General features: G+C 55.0%; 17 protein-coding genes. 11 read left to right on the plus strand and 6 right to left on the minus strand.

What is annotated here, in order from left to right:
- Window positions 1-330: 330 nt before the first annotated feature.
- Entirely contained in the window at window positions 331-1326 is a 996-nt protein-coding gene (gapA, locus tag EGY12_RS20165; RefSeq protein WP_004932222.1) for a glyceraldehyde-3-phosphate dehydrogenase, read from the plus strand.
- 83 nt (window positions 1327-1409) lie between these two features.
- The gene (locus tag EGY12_RS20170; RefSeq protein ID WP_123895144.1) at window positions 1410-2285 is read left to right on the plus strand and encodes a D-hexose-6-phosphate mutarotase; all 876 of its coding nucleotides are present in this window, start codon (window positions 1410-1412) and stop codon (window positions 2283-2285) included.
- Between the two features lie 95 nt (window positions 2286-2380).
- Here the strand turns inward: EGY12_RS20170 and EGY12_RS20175 are convergent, their stop codons facing one another.
- Window positions 2381-3145 carry a MipA/OmpV family protein gene (locus tag EGY12_RS20175; protein WP_049201693.1) on the minus strand — a complete coding sequence of 255 codons (765 nt, stop codon included), beginning with the start codon at window positions 3143-3145 and terminating at the stop codon, window positions 2381-2383.
- A gap of 426 nt (window positions 3146-3571) precedes the next feature.
- On the opposite strand from EGY12_RS20175, the gene yeaG reads away from it, so the two are divergent.
- From yeaG to EGY12_RS20205, 5 genes are all read left to right on the plus strand, one after another.
- Window positions 3572-5506 (plus strand): protein kinase YeaG, encoded by a 1935-nt coding sequence (gene yeaG, locus EGY12_RS20180; protein ID WP_004932230.1) that lies wholly within the window; start codon window positions 3572-3574, stop codon window positions 5504-5506.
- Between the two features lie 131 nt (window positions 5507-5637).
- Window positions 5638-6906, plus strand: coding sequence for a YeaH/YhbH family protein (locus EGY12_RS20185; protein ID WP_038877203.1), 1269 nt, complete (start codon window positions 5638-5640; stop codon window positions 6904-6906).
- A gap of 337 nt (window positions 6907-7243) precedes the next feature.
- Entirely contained in the window at window positions 7244-7474 is a 231-nt protein-coding gene (locus EGY12_RS20190; RefSeq protein ID WP_123895145.1) for a hypothetical protein, read from the plus strand.
- A 1240-nt stretch (window positions 7475-8714) separates the two neighbouring features.
- A complete protein-coding gene (locus tag EGY12_RS20200) occupies window positions 8715-8891 on the plus strand; it encodes a GhoT/OrtT family toxin (RefSeq protein WP_123895146.1) in 177 nt (58 codons plus the stop codon).
- A gap of 537 nt (window positions 8892-9428) precedes the next feature.
- Window positions 9429-9911, plus strand: coding sequence for a hypothetical protein (locus EGY12_RS20205; RefSeq protein WP_123895147.1), 483 nt, complete (start codon window positions 9429-9431; stop codon window positions 9909-9911).
- Window positions 9912-9919: 8 nt separating this feature from the next.
- On the opposite strand, the gene EGY12_RS20210 is transcribed toward EGY12_RS20205, so the two are convergent.
- Window positions 9920-10075 (minus strand): hypothetical protein, encoded by a 156-nt coding sequence (locus EGY12_RS20210; protein WP_223294931.1) that lies wholly within the window; start codon window positions 10073-10075, stop codon window positions 9920-9922.
- 141 nt (window positions 10076-10216) lie between these two features.
- Between EGY12_RS20210 and EGY12_RS20215 the strand changes: the two genes are divergently transcribed.
- On the plus strand, window positions 10217-10777 hold the full coding sequence (locus EGY12_RS20215; protein WP_123895148.1) for a 3'-5' exonuclease: 561 nt from the start codon (window positions 10217-10219) through the stop codon (window positions 10775-10777).
- A 76-nt stretch (window positions 10778-10853) separates the two neighbouring features.
- Window positions 10854-12047: a multidrug effflux MFS transporter gene (locus EGY12_RS20220; RefSeq protein WP_123895149.1), complete on the plus strand. Its 1194-nt coding sequence runs from the start codon at window positions 10854-10856 to the stop codon at window positions 12045-12047.
- Between the two features lie 8 nt (window positions 12048-12055).
- Here the strand turns inward: EGY12_RS20220 and dadX are convergent, their stop codons facing one another.
- Window positions 12056-13129, minus strand: coding sequence for a catabolic alanine racemase DadX (dadX, locus tag EGY12_RS20225; RefSeq protein WP_123895150.1), 1074 nt, complete (start codon window positions 13127-13129; stop codon window positions 12056-12058).
- 75 nt (window positions 13130-13204) lie between these two features.
- Window positions 13205-14509, minus strand: a complete 1305-nt coding sequence (locus tag EGY12_RS20230; protein WP_123895151.1) for a D-amino acid dehydrogenase — start codon at window positions 14507-14509, stop codon at window positions 13205-13207.
- A 542-nt stretch (window positions 14510-15051) separates the two neighbouring features.
- Between EGY12_RS20230 and EGY12_RS20235 the strand changes: the two genes are divergently transcribed.
- Entirely contained in the window at window positions 15052-15369 is a 318-nt protein-coding gene (locus EGY12_RS20235; protein ID WP_123895152.1) for an antibiotic biosynthesis monooxygenase, read from the plus strand.
- Between the two features lie 45 nt (window positions 15370-15414).
- On the opposite strand, the gene zinT is transcribed toward EGY12_RS20235, so the two are convergent.
- Entirely contained in the window at window positions 15415-16065 is a 651-nt protein-coding gene (gene zinT, locus EGY12_RS20240) for a metal-binding protein ZinT (RefSeq protein WP_123895153.1), read from the minus strand.
- Between the two features lie 302 nt (window positions 16066-16367).
- Between zinT and EGY12_RS20245 the strand changes: the two genes are divergently transcribed.
- Window positions 16368-17903: a SpoVR family protein gene (locus EGY12_RS20245; RefSeq protein ID WP_123895154.1), complete on the plus strand. Its 1536-nt coding sequence runs from the start codon at window positions 16368-16370 to the stop codon at window positions 17901-17903.
- Window positions 17904-17960: 57 nt separating this feature from the next.
- Here EGY12_RS20245 and fadR read toward each other — a convergent pair whose 3' ends face one another.
- Window positions 17961-18680, minus strand: a complete 720-nt coding sequence (gene fadR, locus EGY12_RS20250) for a fatty acid metabolism transcriptional regulator FadR (protein ID WP_025303107.1) — start codon at window positions 18678-18680, stop codon at window positions 17961-17963.
- Between the last annotated feature and the right edge of the window lie 203 nt (window positions 18681-18883).

Genomic DNA, 18883 nt, shown 5'->3' on the forward strand with positions numbered 1-18883 from the left:
ATGGATAATGTCAACGAAAACAATGATTAATAATAACAAAAAATTAACACCACTGCAGGGGTTTTTGGCCTAAACTGTAGCCCATAAAGGCCACGTCACGATGATATGTGATAGCGATCACACATCTTGCGTATGCTGACTTTATACTTGGCGGCTTGTCCCCATATAACGGATGAGGCCGAGCGCAAATGGACTGTGCAATAAGCGTGCAAAACCACCCTTCCGGTTTGACTTGCCGCAAGAATTGACACGATTCCGCTTGACGCTGGGTAAGGTTTTTGTAATTTTACAACCAACCTTTTATTCACTAACAAATAGCTGGTGGAATATATGACTATCAAAGTAGGTATCAACGGTTTTGGCCGTATCGGTCGCATTGTTTTCCGTGCTGCTCAAGAGCGTTCTGACATCGAGATCGTTGCAATCAACGACCTGTTGGACGCAGAGTACATGGCCTACATGCTGAAGTATGACTCTACTCACGGCCGTTTCAACGGTACGGTAGAAGTTAAAGACGGCCACCTGGTTGTTAACGGCAAAACCATCCGTGTTACCGCAGAGAAAGACCCGGCTAACCTGAAGTGGAACGAAGTGGGTGTTGACGTGGTTGCTGAAGCGACCGGTATCTTCCTGACCGACGAAACCGCGCGTAAACACATCACCGCTGGCGCTAAAAAAGTGGTTCTGACTGGCCCATCCAAAGATGCGACCCCAATGTTCGTTCGCGGCGCTAACTTTGACAAATATGCCGGCCAGGACATCGTTTCCAACGCCTCTTGCACCACCAACTGCCTGGCACCACTGGCTAAAGTCATCAACGACAACTTCGGTATCGTAGAAGGCCTGATGACCACCGTTCACGCGACCACCGCAACTCAAAAAACCGTTGATGGCCCGTCTCACAAAGACTGGCGCGGCGGCCGCGGCGCATCCCAGAACATCATCCCTTCTTCTACCGGCGCAGCGAAAGCGGTTGGCGTGGTTCTGCCAGAGCTGAAAGGCAAACTGACCGGTATGGCGTTCCGCGTACCGACTCCTAACGTATCCGTTGTTGACCTGACCGTGCGTCTGGAAAAAGCGGCTACCTACGAAGAAATCAAGAAAGCCATCAAAGACGCCGCTGAAGGTTCTATGAAAGGCGTTCTGGGCTACGTTGAAGACGACGTGGTTTCCACCGATTTCAACGGCGAAGTGCTGACTTCCGTGTTCGATGCCAAAGCCGGTATCGCACTGAACGACAACTTCGTGAAACTGGTTTCCTGGTACGACAACGAAACCGGTTATTCCAACAAGGTTCTGGACCTGATCGCTCACATCTCCAAGTAATGGCATGATGTTAAGCTGATAATGAGGGCGACATTTTTGTCGCCCTTTTTTATTTGTATCTCCGGCAAACAATAGGTCATGAAATGAACGAGAAAATTTTCACCCTGCCCGTTTCCGAACAGATTTCGCCTTACATCAGCCAGCGTCAACTCGATGAGCTGGGCGTGGTTGTGGTCTCGCACCCTAAAGTGCGTGCGGCCGTCGCGCTGCAAGGCGCCCATTTGCTGGCCTGGCAGCCAAGCGGTGAGCAGCCGGTGATTTGGCTCAGCAATAACACCCCATTCGCCAAAGGCAAGGCCATCCGCGGCGGCGTGCCGATCTGCTGGCCGTGGTTCGGCCCGGTAGCGCAACCGTCTCACGGTTTTGCCCGCAACCAGCCCTGGAGCCTGACAGCGCACGATGAAGATGACAACGGCGTCATCCTGACCTTCACGCTGAAAGACAATGAGCAGACCCGCAAACTGTGGCCGCACGCCTTCACATTGATTGCCCGTTTCAAGCTGGGTGAAGAGTGCGAGATCGAACTGGAATCGCACGGCGAGTATCAAGCCACAGCAGCGCTGCACAGCTACTTCCAGGTGGGCGACATCGACCGGGTTAGCGTGGCGGGCCTGGGCGAGCCTTATATCGACAAGGTAGCGGGTGGCGCAGAGGCGCGCCAGACAGGCGAAGTGACCTTCGTCGGCCAAACCGACCGCGTCTACACTCGCCCCGAGGCATTCAGCCTGATCCGCGATCCGGCGCTCGCACGCACCATCGAGGTTCATCACCATCATATGAGTGACGTTATCGCCTGGAACCCGGGTGTAGAACTCTCATGCAGCATGGGGGATATGCCGAACGACGGCTACAAAACCATGGTCTGCGTTGAGACCGGGCGCGTCAGCAAACCGCTGGTCGCCGCCGGCGAACAGCCTGCTCGTTTGGGTGTTACCTTCCGCAGCCGTAAGCAGGCTTGAAAAATCATGCGCGGCAGCGCACCACAGATGTGCAAAAAGGGGCGCTAGCGCCCCTTTTTGATGCCCACCATGCACGATGTTCGTGCAATGCGTGATTAGAAGGTGTAGCTCACACCCGTCATCAACAAACCGGTGTAGGATTTATCCACCATCGGGCTGTCTTTCACTTCATCAGACAACTTCACATAGCGACCGACGAAGAAGGCGTTCCAGCTTTTGTTGATCTGGTAATTGGCGCTCAGTTCAAGATACGGCGCCCAGCTATCGCCTGGGGTGTAGCTGTCCAGGCCGCTGCGGCGAGATTCATTGGCGCTGACGCCATAGTAATATTTGTTCTGGTTTTTGCTGTTCCACATCACGCCCACGCCTGGGACCAGCGTCAGTGCGTCCAGATCAAACTTGTACAGGTAAGCCACATCGCCCACCAGACCATTGCTGTTGTTCAGCGTGTCACCGGTGAAGGTAGTGCGGAGGGTGCCCCACTCTGCGTTGTGCGAATAGGCCAGGCCGGCCATCAGCGTGCCACGGCGTTTGTCGAGACGCTTCATGCGATCGTCGTCGCTGTCGCCAGGACGGTAGCCCCATGGCGTGTAGTAACCCATGATGCTCAGCTGATTTTCTTGATCTTTCCACAGGTAGTAACCCGCGGTCAGAGTACGGAAGTAGAAATCGTCACCTTCATAGTTGATGACGGGCACCGGATAAACGCGGTCCTGATAACCGCGATACGCGTCCGGGCTAACCAGCGCGGCAGCGCCGAGTGACCAGGTTCCCGCCTGAGCACTTTGCGCACAAACCATTGCGGAAGCGATAATTGCTAGCGTTTTAAGTTTTGAAATCTTCACTGGTTCTTTTTCCATAAATTACAGGGTTAATAGCCGCAATAGTTTATGTGAAAATTTAGTTACGTGCCTAATCTTTACAATAGAAAACGACCAAGATCGAATAACTTATAGCGGAATTATGAATTAATCATTGCGGAACGATGACGTTTCATCCCGCAGGCCGCGCCAGACAAGGCATTTGGCTCCCACGGTAATAACTGAGTCATTGATATGACTTAAAAAAAGCTTTTTCTGCGGCAGGAAATTTTCCGGCAAGCAAACTAAGCTTAAATCAGAAGGTGAATTTATCCTGGGCCCAGTGGCATACAGCGCAACTCGCGATAATAAGCGCACCAAGTTGGCATACGGGTTGCTGTACTCAGGCGTATTCTCATCTTTCGGGAGCCAGAACACTATCACACGCTCTCTTTAACCTGTGCTAATAACGAAAGGACGGGCATCATGAACATATTTGACCACTATCGCCAGCGCTACGAAGCTGCCAAGGACGAAGAGTTCACACTGCAGGAATTTCTTACCATTTGCCGGCAAGATCGCAGTGCCTATGCCAACGCGGCCGAACGTCTGCTGATGGCTATCGGTGAACCTGTGATGGTCGACACTGCGCTAGAATCACGCCTGTCGCGCCTGTTCTCCAACCGCGTGATCGCACGCTATCCGGCCTTCGAAGAATTCTACGGCATGGAAGAGGCCATCGAGCAGATCGTCTCTTACCTGAAACACGCCGCCCAGGGCCTGGAAGAGAAGAAACAGATCCTGTACCTGCTCGGCCCGGTGGGTGGTGGTAAATCCTCGCTGGCGGAGCGCCTGAAGGCGCTGATGCAGCGCGTGCCCATCTACACCCTCAGCGCCAACGGCGAACGCAGCCCGGTCAACGATCATCCGCTGTGCCTGTTCAATCCGCAGGAAGATGCCTCGATCCTGGAGAAAGAGTTCAACATCCCGAGTCGCTATCTCGGCACCATCATGTCGCCGTGGGCGGCCAAGCGCCTGCATGAGTTCGGCGGCGACATCACCAAGTTTAAAGTCGTGAAAGTACGCCCTTCCATTCTGGAACAGATCGCCATCGCCAAAACCGAACCGGGCGATGAGAATAACCAGGATATCTCGGCGCTGGTCGGTAAAGTGGATATCCGTAAACTGGAGAACCACGCGCAGAACGATCCGGACGCCTACGGCTACTCCGGCGCATTGTGCCGCGCCAACCAAGGGATTATGGAGTTTGTCGAGATGTTCAAAGCGCCGATCAAGGTGCTGCATCCGCTGCTGACGGCGACCCAGGAAGGCAACTACAACGGCACCGAAGGCATCTCCGCCCTGCCGTTCAACGGCATTATTCTGGCGCACTCCAACGAGTCCGAGTGGGTGACCTTCCGCAACAACAAGAATAATGAAGCGTTCCTCGACCGCGTATATATCGTCAAGGTGCCTTACTGCCTGCGCGTGTCGGAAGAAATCAAGATTTACGACAAGCTGCTGGATCACAGCGAGTTGACCCACGCGCCTTGCGCGCCGGGCACCCTGGAGACGCTGGCGCGGTTTAGCGTGCTGTCGCGGCTGAAAGAGCCGGAAAACTCGAGCATTTACTCGAAAATGCGCGTGTATGACGGCGAAAGCCTCAAGGATACCGATCCGAAAGCCAAGTCCTATCAGGAGTACCGCGACTACGCCGGGGTTGATGAAGGCATGAACGGTCTCTCTACCCGTTTCGCCTTTAAAATCCTGTCTCGGGTGTTTAACTTCGATCACGCCGAGGTGGCGGCTAACCCGGTGCACCTGTTCTATGTACTGGAGCAGCAGATCGAACGCGAACAGTTCCCGCAGGATTTGGCCGAGAAATATCTGGAGCACCTGAAAGGCTATCTGATCCCGAAATACGCCGAGTTTATCGGCAAAGAGATCCAGACCGCCTACCTGGAATCCTACTCGGAATACGGGCAGAACATTTTTGACCGCTACGTGACCTACGCAGACTTCTGGATCCAGGATCAGGAGTATCGCGATCCCGACACCGGTCAGCTGTTCGACCGTGAGTCCCTGAACGCCGAACTGGAGAAAATTGAAAAACCGGCCGGTATCAGCAACCCGAAAGATTTCCGCAACGAAATCGTGAACTTCGTACTGCGCGCCCGTGCCAACAACAACGGCCGTAACCCGAACTGGACCAGCTACGAGAAGCTGCGCACCGTGATCGAGAAGAAAATGTTCTCCAATACCGAAGAGCTGTTGCCGGTGATTTCGTTCAATGCCAAAACCTCGACGGACGAGCAGAAAAAACACGACGACTTCGTCGACCGCATGATGGAGAAAGGCTATACCCGTAAGCAGGTACGCCTGCTGTGTGAATGGTACCTGCGGGTCAGAAAATCCTCATAACGCCTCAGGTAAGCGGCATTATCAGGGCCATGTCCACAGTCATGGTCGTTGCAGCGCAGCCCACGGAGGGGCTGCACATTGCGCTACAGCGGCCGGGACATGAAGAGTTGGCAACGTCGTTTGGGGGAAGTATGGCCTATTTCATTGACCGACGGCTAAACGGCAAAAACAAGAGCATGGTGAACCGCCAGCGCTTCTTGCGTCGTTACAAGTCGCAAATCAAACAGTCGATTGCCGAAGCCATCAACAAGCGTTCGGTCACCGACGTAGACAGCGGGGAGTCCGTCTCCATCCCCACTGACGACATCAACGAACCGATGTTTCATCAGGGGCGCGGCGGTACGCGCCATCGCGTTCACCCGGGCAACGACCACTTTGTGCAGAACGATCGCGTTGAGCGGCCTCAGGGCGGATCAGGCGGTGGCGGCGGCCAGGGCAATGCCAGCCAGGATGGCGAAGGTCAGGATGAGTTTGTCTTCCAGATCTCCAAAGACGAGTACCTCGATCTTTTGTTCGAAGATCTCGCCCTGCCCAATCTGAAAAAGAATCAGTACAAGCAGCTGACCGAGTTCAAAACCCACCGCGCCGGTTATACCGCCAACGGCGTGCCGGCCAATATCAGCGTCGTGCGTTCGTTGCAAAACTCGCTGGCGCGACGTACCGCCATGACTGCCGGTAAAAGACGCGCGTTGCACGAACTGGAAGACGAGCTGAACCAGTTGGAAAACACCGAACCGGTGCAATTGCTGGAAGAGGAGCGGTTACGCAAAGAGATTGCCGAATTGCGCAAGAAAATCGAAAGCGTGCCGTTTATCGACACCTTCGACCTGCGCTACAAAAACTATGAGCGCCGGCCGGAACCCTCCAGCCAGGCGGTAATGTTCTGCCTGATGGACGTATCCGGTTCGATGGATCAAGCTACCAAAGATATGGCCAAACGTTTTTACATTCTGCTTTATCTGTTCCTGAGCCGAACCTACAAAAACGTCGAGGTGGTCTATATCCGCCATCATACCCAGGCAAAAGAGGTGGATGAACAGGAGTTCTTCTATTCGCAGGAAACCGGCGGCACCATCGTCTCCAGTGCGTTGAAGCTGATGAACGACGTGGTCGAAGAACGTTACGACCCGGCGCAATGGAATATCTACGCCGCGCAAGCGTCGGACGGTGACAACTGGGCGGACGATTCACCGTTGTGCCATGAACTGTTGGCGAAGAAAATCCTGCCGATGGTGCGTTACTACAGCTACATAGAAATCACTCGCCGCGCTCATCAAACGCTGTGGCGCGAATATGAGGATCTGCAGGCGAAATTCGACAACTTCGCCATGCAACATATCCGCGAACCGGACGATATCTATCCGGTATTCCGCGAACTGTTTCGCAAGCAGACCGTGTGAATAACGTTGCGTGAGCATCACCCTAGCCGGAAAACGTCGTTTTCCGGCTGTTTCTTTTTCGCCATTATATATTTACCTATCCATGTTTAATTTTTGAACACCGCCAGCATCAATAATAAGTCGCGCTACCCAGAACGCCCCTAACTATTATTGGTTCTTCTGAGGTTATTCCTAAACATTCACGTCTACGCCCACGCGCCTTGATAGGAATATTCCCATTCAGTTATCGTTAACTCATCGCTTAAGGCCTTTCCTAAGCGAAATTTGCCTCACTTTATTTCTCTATGGCTTCTCAGCCCGCTACGGCGGGCGTTTACCGGTCAGCAGGTTACACATCATGATCGACTACACCCTCTATGGCCTCAACAAGCACGATGTTGAGGAATACCATAAGCAAATATGCTGCCTGCTTGGCAAAAACGTGCTGTTGGTGTTAACCGCCAACAAGCAGATAACCAAACAGAACCTGCTTGCCAGCCTTATCCAGGAGGTAGAAAAACAGCCCGATGATTATTTTCAGAGGCTGCATCGTGCGGCGATCGAAATGATTGGCGTTAACGGGCGCTGAGGGAATATGCGCAAGGCGGAAATCTACGCCATTATTGCCGCCCTCGTGGTATTGGTGATGCTGTTGATCATTAACATCGATAGCGATATCAACGCTTATCCCTGATGAGCTCCTATTACGCCGGCTTTTTAGCCAGGCGTAATAGACAGCGGAGGGATAATCTGTCGCAGGGTGTCTTCTGCGCGTCCTGATAATTCTCCTATCCCCGCTTTATTTCGAACCGACCGTTTCGTCAATCCATCCCGCCCTCCATCGGCATGGGAAACCATGCGAAACATCGCTGACATTGGGCGCCATCACTTTTTTAGCCTGCAGCCGCTGCACCCCGCGCCGTTGATTTTCCGACGCTACGCCATCACCCACGCCTCATCGGCGGTAAGATCCTGGCAAAAGCGTTCGTGAAACTTGTCGGTTTTGATCCACAGATAACCGTCGCTGTCTGGGGCCAGATTCGTGCCAGCCTTAAAGGGATGCGTCTTGCTGCCGACGACGTCGCACGCTCCCCATTTTTTATCGTCAGCCGCGCAGCGGCCGGCTAATAGTGACTACGGATGACGTGCCCGATTTTCAGCATCACCGTGGTCTGTCGAAGCGGCATGCGGCGCAAGGCCAGAGAAAAAAACGGGATAAAAACTAGGATTTTTACCCATACCGATCTAGAATCCTTCGCAAAAACAAAGAGAAGTAAATTTGAATCACCGGGAAAAGGAATGAAGTTGTGAAGGAAATGATCTCCATTGTCTTAATGACATGCCTGCTGGCGCTGCTGTTTTCGTGGCTGTTCGTCTATGGTCTTAACATTCATTAAACCTGCTGCGGCCACAAACGCTCCTTCCTGACTGACTAGCAGCGCATCGGCACGATGCGCTAAAAGCGGCCCACAAATCGCTCACTAATCACCAATCCCGACGCCCTCTTGCCTTAGACTTCACGCCTACAAATATATCAATAACTTTTATGAATCTCTCCCTATCGCATTTCTGCCTGCCTCACCGGCTCTTTTCTTACTGAGCGGGATCCCCTTCAGAGAGATGGCTTGCCTGACGCAAATGTTACCGGTAACTATGTTGTTGATTTCTTTTCGTAATAAACATTGAACCGTTAATAACCCTACGTTCTTTATAGAAATAAATTATGTATTCTTATGGATAAAGGTTCGTGTAAACGGCCTTTGGCCATTGATTATCACCCGCCAAGCTCCTAGAATTCCCGCGTAAAAATACAACTGGGATCGGGTTTCATGTCGTCGCTGTGGGTTGCAACGCAATACTGTTATTTTATTGGTCTGTTCGTTTCTATGGTTTTCACCTACCTGGTTAGCCGGGACACCGTCAAAATTCGCTGTATCAGTGCGCTAACCATCGGGTTAACCTGGCCGCTGAGCCTGCCTGTCGTGTTGCTGTTCTCGCTGTTCTAACGCCCCAACGGACCTCGCGTTAAACTGTCATGCTAATGAAAAAGAGCTGACCGCCGACGTCGCGGTTTTTGGCGTGGGATTAAAAGAAGCCAGCGCAAGGCTGGCATGAAAACTGGAAGCAATGTGAGCAATGTCGTGCCGGTTCGGGGGGCACAGAAGGAGACAACCCTTTTCCCCTTACCGGTGAAAAAATGATAATACGTCTCATTACCAAATGTAAAGTCATTTCCCTGTGCAACTTTTACCCTTGGGGAGGATATCAGCCGTGAGCCGTTCTCCAGCGTTGATACAGCCGCCCTGTCCCCCACCAATAGCCATAGAAAAATATTCAGCCCCGCCCACAACATCCTATTATGGTGCAAAGACCGCCGAGCGTTCGCTCGCCAACCGACCCCGCGAGAGAAAAGGAGTTCCAGGCTAACGCGGAAATAAAGCCGTTCTTGTGTTTAATTCTCATTTAGCGATCGGGTGATATATACCCAGTGGATTTTAAATTACGATGCCGCCGCGTTTGCCCGGCATCATCAGGAGGCATTAATGAAACCGGACGCACTCTCTCTGCCGCCGAACCCGAAAAAACTCAAAGTGATCTACGGCTGGTATATTTACGTGATCTATATCCTGCTGGTTTTCAATATTTACATGGCGGTCTACAACGTCTGCGTTCGGCATCCGATCGAAGCCCCACTGCTGTCGCTGTTTCACAGCCTGTTCCTCGCGTTGATGCTGCAACAGGTGCTCAAGAAAAATGTCGTTTTCGCTTGGATTGTGCTGAGCTACTTTATTTTGATGCGCCTGTATTACGCCAATGTGCTACATGTCGAGTTCACGTTAGTGAGCCGCGGCCTGGTTCTACTGATTCTGACGCTGCTGCTTACCGGCGCCGTGGCCGTCGGGCAACTGGCAACGCCCCCGCTGCGGCATGACTGGCTGGCGCGGCTGGGTTGGCGGCAATGGGGTGCTCTCACGGCGCTGGCGGCCATCCTGACCCCGTTGATTACCACTGACTATCTGGGGTAAGAATGGCGTTATTTGGGGATATGGGGCTCGGAAATGTCTACGATGCGGCATATTTTGGTGTAGTTGCCCGCCTTCTCACAGATCTTGTCCGTGACGAACACGCTAAGGTAGCCCAGCAACAGCAAGTAGCCAACCATGCACAGAATAAAGATAAGCGTTCTCACCGATAGCGACCAACCTGACAAGAGTATCCCGAGCATCATAACCTGAACGAGGCGCTTTAAAAGGATTTCATGTGCGCACCGGCCGCATTGGCGCACGTTCTGTAGTAACATTAAGACAACACGCCCCCACCGGAAACGCCGATGCACCATCTGATGTTAGATATTGAAACCCTGGATATAAAACCCAGCGCCGTCATTCTGGTGGTAGCAGCGGTGTTTTTCGATCCCCGAACCGGGGAGTTGGGTGCCGAATTCGAAGCCGCCGTCAGCAGCCAGAAAGACCAACCGGGCCGAACCATCAGCCTGGACACGGTCGCCTGGTGGGCAAAACAGTCCGACGAAGCACGCAAATTGGCTTTCGGCGGCACCGAGAGCCTGAAACGCGTGCTGAGCAGCCTCAGCCGCTTTATCCATATGAACAGCACCGATACGGTGAAAGTCTGGGGCAACGGCAAAGAATTCGACTGCGCGATCCTCGAGCACGCCTTCCAGCAGCTGGAAATGCCCTGCCCGTGGAAATTCTGGGATACACAGGATGTGCGCACGGTGATCACGCTGGCGGAACTGCACGGCTTTAACCCGAAAAAGACTCGCCCGTTCGAAGGCATGCCGCATCGTGCGTTGGATGACGCCCGCCACCAGGCCCGCTATGTGGCCGATACCGTCTCGGCGCTCTATTACCGCCAGGGGGCGCAGCGCTGACCCGCTTGCCCCTTTTCATTTATCGCCAAAATCTCTACTCTAGCCCTCTTTGTCACTCGGACGTGCCTTTCCTGTTATGCAAAAGTTTCTGTTTATGCTTCTCAGCCTGGTGCTGCTCGGCCCATTAGGCATCGATCTTTACCTGCCGACCATTCCCGCCATTGCCGTCGGCCTGGGCAGCAGTGAAGCGCTAATCCAATCCACCATTTCGCTGTTTATCCTGGTGCTCGGCCTCGGCCAGATCATTGCCGGCCCACTGGTGGATAACTATGGCCGCAAGCCAGTGGCACTGGCCGGCATTATCCTCTATATGATCGGAGCCGCGATGGCTGCGCTGGCCACCAGTCCGACGGTATTCATCGCTTCGCGTCTGCTGCAAGGGGTAGCGGTTTGCTGCACCGCCGTCGTCGCTTTCAGCGGCGTGCGCGATCGCCTGAATGGCGACGATGCCGCCCGCGCTTTCGGCTTTCTCAACGGCACGCTGAACATTATCCCGGCGCTGGCACCGCTGCTCGGTGGCCTGCTCGCCGAAGCCTTCGGTTGGCGCGCGCCCTTCTGGTTCCTGGTCGGCTATGCGCTGCTGGTGTTGGTGCTCATCGCGCTACGTTTGCCGGAAACCCGCCCCGCCGATACCGTGCCGGTCAAAGGGCTACCGGTGCGCCAATACGCACGCATCCTCAGCGAAAGGCGTTTCCTCTCCTTTGCGGTGGTGAACTCCGGAGCGATGGGCATGGCGCTGACTTACGTTTCTCTGGCACCGAATGTGCTGATGGGCACCGCCGGCTTGACCCCGCTGCAATTCTCTTTGGTGTTCGGCGCCAATGGTTTCTGGATCATGCTGGTCAGTTTCTTCGCCAACCGCATCATTCACAAGGTCGGCCGGCCGGTTTGTCTGGCGACCGGCGGTATTTTGATGGGGCTGGGCTGTCTGGGCCTGCTGCTGGGCGTCATGCTGCTGCCCGAGACGACGCAAGCGCACTGGCTGGCGTATATGCTACCGGTCGCCAGCGCCTGCGCCGGGTTGGCGTTCGTGATGGGCCCGGCCACCAGCTACGCGCTGGAGCCGTATTTCAATGAGGCCGGCGTCGCGTCCGCCCTGGTTGGTTTCGTGCAGATGGCGGGCGGCGCCGCGCTGGGTCTGGTGGCGATGGCGTTGCCGCTGCAGCCTAAGCTGTCGCTGGCACTGGTGATGCTGGCAGGCTGCCTGCTGGCGCTGCATGCGCGGCGGCTCAGCAGGCAGATTAAAGGGCAAATTAGAAAAGTCGCCTGAGCGGCAGCTCAGGCTTCGGTGACGACCGGCACCCGCGCCGCTAACGCCGACAGCAGCTCATAGCCTAACGTCCCTGCCGCCGTGGCCACCTCGTCCACCGGCAGGCGTTTCCCCCACAGCTCAACTTCGGCGCCCAGTTCGACTTGCGGACAGGGCGTCAGGTCCACCGCCAGCATATCCATCGATACCGTTCCCAACGTGCGCGTCAGCAAGCCATCCACCCATACCGGCGTACCAGTCGGCGCATGGCGCGGATAGCCGTCGGCATAGCCGCAGGCCACCACGCCGATACGCTGCGCGCCGGCGGCGCTGTAACGGCCGCCGTACCCCACGCGATCGCCAGACTTCAGCTGTTGAATGCCGATGATCTCGCTGCTCAGCGTCATCGCCGGCTGCAGCCCCGTCGCCGCAACATCATTCCAGCAACCGCTCGGCGAAGCGCCATACAGAATGATCCCAGGGCGGACCCAGCTGCCATGGGTCGAAGGGTGCCACAGCGTGGCGGCCGAGTTGGCCAGGCAGCGCGGCAGCGGTATATCGGTAGCCGCCGCCTCGATGGTGGCCATCTGCTGGGTTACGCCTTCCGGGCCGTCAGCGGTAGCGAAATGGCTCATCAGCGTAAGCTCGCCGATGTTGGCAACCGCCTGCGCCCTTTGCCACACCTCGCGCAGCCGTTCGGGTGCAAACCCCAACCGATTCATGCCGCTGTTCACTTTCAGATAAACATTGAGCGGTGCGCTCAGCGTGGCGTCAGCGATCGCCGCCAACTGCCAGTCGCTGTGCACCGCCGTCGTCAGACGATAACGATCGAGCAACGCCAGATCCTGCGGCTGGAAGAAACCTTCCAACAGTAGAATCGGCCCTTGCCAACCCGACTCGCGCAACAGCACCGCTTCGGCCAGATCCAGCATGGCGAAGCCATCGGTTTGTGCCATGCTGCGCCAAACGTGTTTGATGCCGTGGCCATAGGCGTTGGCCTTGACCACCGCCCAGATTTTGGCGCCGGGGGCAAAGCGGCGCACCACCTGCAGGTTATTTTCAATCGCGCCGAGATGCATCGTGGCGGTTATGGGACGGGGCATCGGTTCTCCTTGGGGCAGCGTACAGCGGCCACGCGCGCCTGCGCGTGGCCGGTTAAGTCTATGACAGAGTGACGATTAACGTGCGGGATGCACGTCGTTCAGCGGAACCGAGTGTTGCTGGCGAAACCCGGCGCTGTAACGCGCCACCGCCAGATCATCGGAAGGGATCGCCGGCGTAATGCCGGACATCAGATCGGACAGCAACTGCCCGGAACCGCAGGCCATCGTCCAGCCCAGCGTGCCATGCCCGGTATTGAGGTACAGGTTCTTCAACGAAGTGCGGCCGACGATAGGGGTGCCGTCCGGCGTCATCGGGCGCAGACCGGTCCAGAACGTCGCGTCTTCCACTCTGCCACCGTTCGGGTAGAGATCGCGCACCACCATCTCCAGCGTTTCGCGCCGTTTTTGCTCCAGCTGCGTATTGAAACCGACGATCTCCGCCATGCCGCCAACGCGAATACGCTGGTCGAAGCGCGTGATGGCGATTTTGTATGTCTCGTCCAGCACCGTTGAGAACGGCGCAGCCGCTTCGTCTGTGATAGGGATAGTCAGCGAATACCCCTTCAGCGGGTAAACCGGTATCGACACCAAGCCGCGCAGCAGTGCCGTGGAGTACGAACCAAACGCCACCACGTAACTATCGGCCTTAAACACTTCTGCACCGCACTGCACGCCGGCGATCTTGTCGCCCTCCACCAGCAGGCGATCGACGCTACGGTTGAACAGGAAGGTCACACCCGCCTGCTCTGCCATCTTCGCCAGCTGTTGCGTAAACAGCTGGCAATCGCCGGTCTCGTCGTTCGGCAGCTGCAGGCCGCCGGTCAGCTTGTGCGCTACCTGGGCCAGCGCCGGCTCAACGCTGGCGAGCTGGCTAGCCTCCAGCAGTTTGTAAGGCACCCCGGCATCTTCCAATACCGCAATGTCTTTCGCCGCGTTTTCAAACTGTTGTTGGGTGCGGAACAGCTGCAGCGTGCCGCCCTGGCGGCCTTCGTACTGGATACCGGTTTCCTGCCGCAACGCCTTGATGCAGTCGCGGCTGTATTCAGCCAGGCGCACCATACGGCCTTTGTTGGTCATGTAGTGTTCGGTGTTGCAGTTTTTCAGCATCTGCCACATCCAGTTAAGCTGGAAGCTGCTGCCGTCAAGACGGATCGCCAACGGCGCATGGCGTTGGAACATCCACTTGATGGCCTTCAGCGGCACACCCGGCGCCGCCCAGGGAGCGGCATAGCCCGGCGAAATCTGCCCGGCGTTCGCCGCACTGGTTTCCAATGCAGGACCAGGCTGACGATCGATCACCGTCACCTCATGCCCCGCCTTCGCCAAATACCAGGCACTGGCTACGCCCACCACTCCACTACCTAAAATTACCACTCGCATCGCTGACTCCAGCCCAAGGCTTCATAAAGCATAATCTTCTGCTTACAGGAAATTAACTCAGTGAAAAAATCCGTCCAACAACTTCGTCATCAAACGTGACAATATTCACAATTAATTTATCGTCGATGGGCCCTGCATTTGCAATAGCCGCGCGTAAATAGCGATAAGATGCGGTTTAAGGAGGAATATGGCGCCAAACCGTCACTGAATTGATAGCAATGCTATCAATGACAGCAAAGAAAAAAGGCATGGCCAGCAACAATGATTTAACAGAATATAAAAATACCGCCAAACACATAATCAGAATAAAAAACTAATAAAACAAAAAATACCAACACAACAGACAAAGAGAGCGCCCTCTCCCCGCAGCAGAAAAATCGCGTAAAATTTCGGCAAAAAATTAACCTTATATTTGATGCTGGAATAAAACGGCCGATCACCTTAGCCGCACCCATTTATTTTGAACGCTGAAGCACGATATGAACGTTAAAACCCAAAGCAGATCCTAAAGTTCACACTGTCGTTCTTCTGGGGAGTTCCTTATGTTTATCGCTATCTACCAGTTCTCAGTCAAAACCGGACACGAACAAATCTTTCGCCAGGCCTGGCTTGAGTTGACCCAAGGCATCTATCTGCAGCGCGGCAGCCTCGGATCGCGCCTGCATAAGGATGTGGGCGGGCAGTTTATCGGCTATGCGCAGTGGCCAAACCGCGCCGCATGGGAAAACGCCGGTGATATTCAGCTGGATGAGCGCTACCGGCAAGCCCGGGAGCGAATGCGCGCGACTTTGTTGGCGGATGAAACGTTATTTGAAATGGAAGTAACGGACGATTACCTGCAAGTCAGGCCGTTTAACTGACTATAAGCCCACGTGAGTGGGCTTATACCTGCGTGAGCGATGGCATCAATGGTGCAGCATCTCGTCCACAACTTCCTTGGTCTGCAGCTGGAACGGGTAATAGGTCGGCCAATTGTCCATCTCTTTCAGCAGCGCCTCCTGCGATGTGTTGCCCATAAAGATATGGAAATGCGCCGATTTGCGCGGGCCGATAATGTGATCGCTGAACTGCACGAATTTCGGCGCCAGGCTGCCGGCATCCTGGCATTCGAACAGATAACGTACGCCCTTTTTACCTGAGACATACGTCAGGATCTTATGCCCGGCGTACTTATACTGGCAGGCGCTGGATTGGTCGCCGCGGTGAAATTCCATGACGCCATTCTCAATGCCGATGGTATCCACGTCGGTGGCGTACCCTTTGCGGTAATACGCCTTCACTTCTGCGAAGGTCTTGCTCTTATCCTGTGCCGCCTTCTTCTTGAACACCGGATCGAGATCCCCATTGAGCAGATAAGGGTACACGGATTGCCACACGCCCTCCCAATCCGCCAGGTCGCGATCTTTGACGTCTTTATCGTCGAACACGCCCGCCTCCGCCTTTTTTTCAACTTCCGTCAGCGGTTTGCCATGTGAATGATGCCCGTGGGCAAGCGCCTGCCCGCCGATGAACAACGCGGCCAGCGCCACCGCCAATTTGCCAAAATGCCTCGCCAAAAGATGCTCCTTGTCCGTTATTGAGAAAATTAAAAGTTACAATATAACATAACATTTTTCAATCCCTGTCGCGCAGCAGGCAATGTGTTGCGCCCCCCGGCCGCAGGGCTATACTCGGAGAAGAAGCGCGGTGCTGCGCCGCCTTCTGCCGGGATGGACGCGACGCCGAATTGGCCGTCGTTCGCTCCTTTGCGTACCAGAATTTTTATTTCACTGATTTGCAACGGTTAATTATGACTTGAACTATGCTTGTTACAGGGCCTGCCGTTTGAGCAAGACCCGTGAATAATGAGGGTGCGCTGATGACTACTTCAACACATGAAAAGGTTAAGGATGATAAACGTCTGAGCGATGGACCGGACTGGACGTTCGAACTGCTGCAGGTGTATTTGGAGCAGATCGACCGCGTCGCCAAGCATTACCGGCTCGACACCTACCCCCATCAGATCGAGGTGATCACCTCTGAGCAGATGATGGACGCCTATTCGAGCGTCGGCATGCCGATCAACTATACCCATTGGTCCTTCGGCAAGAAGTTCATCGAAACCGAACAGCGCTACAAGCAGGGCCAGCAAGGGTTGGCGTATGAGATCGTCATCAACTCCAATCCCTGCATCGCCTACCTGATGGAAGAGAACACCATCACCATGCAGGCGCTGGTGATGGCGCACGCCTGCTATGGCCACAACTCGTTCTTCAAGAATAACTATCTGTTCCGCAGCTGGACCGACGCCAGCTCCATCGTCGATTATCTGCTGTTCGCCCGCCACTACATCAGCCAGTGCGAAGAGCGCTACGGCGTCGATGAGGTGGAGCGGTTGCTGGACTCCTGCCACGCGCTGATGAACTACGGCGTCGACAGGTACAAACGCCCGCAGAAAATCTCCCTGGTAGAAGAGAAAGCGCGCCAGAAAAGCCGCGAAGAGTATCTGCAAAGCCAGGTGAACACGCTGTGGAAGACCTTGCCGCGCGTCGAACGCGAAGAGTCGCCGGAGCAGGCGCGCCGCTATCCGAGCGAACCGCAGGAAAATATCCTCTATTTTATCGAGAAGAATGCGCCGCTGCTGGAACCCTGGCAGCGTGAAGTGCTGCGCATCGTGCGCAAAGTCAGCCAGTATTTTTACCCGCAAAAGCAGACTCAGGTGATGAACGAGGGTTGGGCCACCTTCTGGCACTACACCATCCTCAACCATCTGTACGATGAAGGTCGGGTAACCGAGCGGTTTATGCTGGAGTTTTTGCACAGCCACACCAACGTGGTCTATCAGCCGCCGTATAACAGCCCGTACTATAACGGCATCAACCCCTATGCGCTGGGCTTCGCCATGTTCCAGGACATCAAGCGCATCTGTCAATCGCCGACCGAAGAAGACCGCTATTGGTTCCCGGACATCGCCGGCAAAGACTGGTTGGAAACCTTGCACTTCGCCATGCGCGACTTCAAGGACGAGAGCTTTATCAGCCAGTTCCTGTCGCCCAAAGTGATGCGCGACTTCCGGTTGTTCACCGTGCTGGACGACGATCGCAATAACTATCTGGAAATTGCCGCGATCCACAACGAGGCCGGTTACCGTGCGATCCGTCAGGAGCTGTCGGCGCAATACAACCTGAGCAATCACGAACCGAACATTCAGATCTGGAATGTGGACCTGCGCGGCGACCGCTCGCTGACGCTGCGTTATATCCCGCAAGAGCGCGCGCCGCTGGATAAAAGCCGCCGTGAAGTGTTGAAACACCTGCATCGCCTGTGGGGTTTCGACGTGATCCTCGAGCAGCAAAACGAAGACGGCAGCGTGGAGTTGCTCGATCGTTGTCCGCCGCGGCCGACGCCGCTGTAACCGCTATAACGACAAAGGGCGCCAAATGGCGCCCTTTACTATTTCGCTCGCACACTATCAGCGGCGCGCCTCGGTCAGATCGCTCGGCATAGTGCCCTGCATACTCTGCCAAATCGCCCCGCTGTCTTTACCGTAGTTGCGCACGGTATCCATCACCTGGTCGTACAGCTTCTCATGACACAGCGTGGACAGCTTGCTGTAGAAGGTCAGCGCCAGCTTGCGCGCTTCCGGGTTAGAGAAATAGTAACGGCCCACGCGGGTATACAGCCCTTTCAGCCCGTTGAAAATCAGACCGTAGATCGGGTTGCCGGAGGCGAACGCCAGGCCGCGGAAGATCTCGTAATCGAGCAGATTGAAAGCGTCCGCCTGATCTTCTACCTCGGCAGCCTTCGCCAGTACTTCCTGAGCCTGCTCCGGATGATTGCGCACGGCGGCGCGAATAAAGATCGACGCGATATTGGTGCGCACGGACAACAGGTTATCGATCAGCTGCGGGACACTCTTGTGATCGAGACGGGCCACGGTCTCAAGGATATTGAGGCCGGACGTTTCCCAGAAATTGTTCACTTTGGTCGGTTTGCCATGCTGAATGGTCAACCAGCCATCGCGAGCCAGACGTTGCAACACTTCACGTAACGTGGTGCGCGTGACGCCAATCAACTCCGAAAGCTCACGCTCCGCGGGCAAAATAGAGCCAGGGGGGAAGCGATTATTCCAAATACTCTCAATAATGTACTCTTCCGCGAAACCGGCAGGACTCTGCGCCTTTATGACCATGTGTTTGACGTTCCGTTGCGACGATAAAATCAGTAAAAGTAATCAGCTCATCATACCAGATCGCACCGACATGACATAGCGTGAGCGAAAAACAATAAACGAAAGTGTGCATAAAGTGGCAAAAAACGCGCAAAAACACCGGTCGGCAGAAATTTGCCGCCGTAAAACAAGCTCCGGTTGCGCCCGCCCCCACCGCATTGTTA

Source organism: Serratia sp. FDAARGOS_506, assembly GCF_003812745.1.
Classification (GTDB): domain Bacteria; phylum Pseudomonadota; class Gammaproteobacteria; order Enterobacterales; family Enterobacteriaceae; genus Serratia.

Coding starts and splice junctions, on each gene's coding strand:
- dadX (WP_123895150.1), bottom strand. CDS start 13,129: ATGCCCCGTCCCATAACCGCCACGATGCATCTCGGCGCGATTGAAAAT.
- EGY12_RS20170 (WP_123895144.1), top strand. CDS start 1,410: ATGAACGAGAAAATTTTCACCCTGCCCGTTTCCGAACAGATTTCGCCT.
- EGY12_RS20200 (WP_123895146.1), top strand. CDS start 8,715: ATGTCGTCGCTGTGGGTTGCAACGCAATACTGTTATTTTATTGGTCTG.
- fadR (WP_025303107.1), bottom strand. CDS start 18,680: ATGGTCATAAAGGCGCAGAGTCCTGCCGGTTTCGCGGAAGAGTACATT.
- EGY12_RS20205 (WP_123895147.1), top strand. CDS start 9,429: ATGAAACCGGACGCACTCTCTCTGCCGCCGAACCCGAAAAAACTCAAA.
- EGY12_RS20220 (WP_123895149.1), top strand. CDS start 10,854: ATGCAAAAGTTTCTGTTTATGCTTCTCAGCCTGGTGCTGCTCGGCCCA.
- EGY12_RS20185 (WP_038877203.1), top strand. CDS start 5,638: ATGGCCTATTTCATTGACCGACGGCTAAACGGCAAAAACAAGAGCATG.
- yeaG (WP_004932230.1), top strand. CDS start 3,572: ATGAACATATTTGACCACTATCGCCAGCGCTACGAAGCTGCCAAGGAC.
- EGY12_RS20190 (WP_123895145.1), top strand. CDS start 7,244: ATGATCGACTACACCCTCTATGGCCTCAACAAGCACGATGTTGAGGAA.
- EGY12_RS20230 (WP_123895151.1), bottom strand. CDS start 14,509: ATGCGAGTGGTAATTTTAGGTAGTGGAGTGGTGGGCGTAGCCAGTGCC.
- EGY12_RS20235 (WP_123895152.1), top strand. CDS start 15,052: ATGTTTATCGCTATCTACCAGTTCTCAGTCAAAACCGGACACGAACAA.
- EGY12_RS20245 (WP_123895154.1), top strand. CDS start 16,368: ATGACTACTTCAACACATGAAAAGGTTAAGGATGATAAACGTCTGAGC.
- gapA (WP_004932222.1), top strand. CDS start 331: ATGACTATCAAAGTAGGTATCAACGGTTTTGGCCGTATCGGTCGCATT.
- EGY12_RS20215 (WP_123895148.1), top strand. CDS start 10,217: ATGCACCATCTGATGTTAGATATTGAAACCCTGGATATAAAACCCAGC.
- EGY12_RS20175 (WP_049201693.1), bottom strand. CDS start 3,145: ATGGAAAAAGAACCAGTGAAGATTTCAAAACTTAAAACGCTAGCAATT.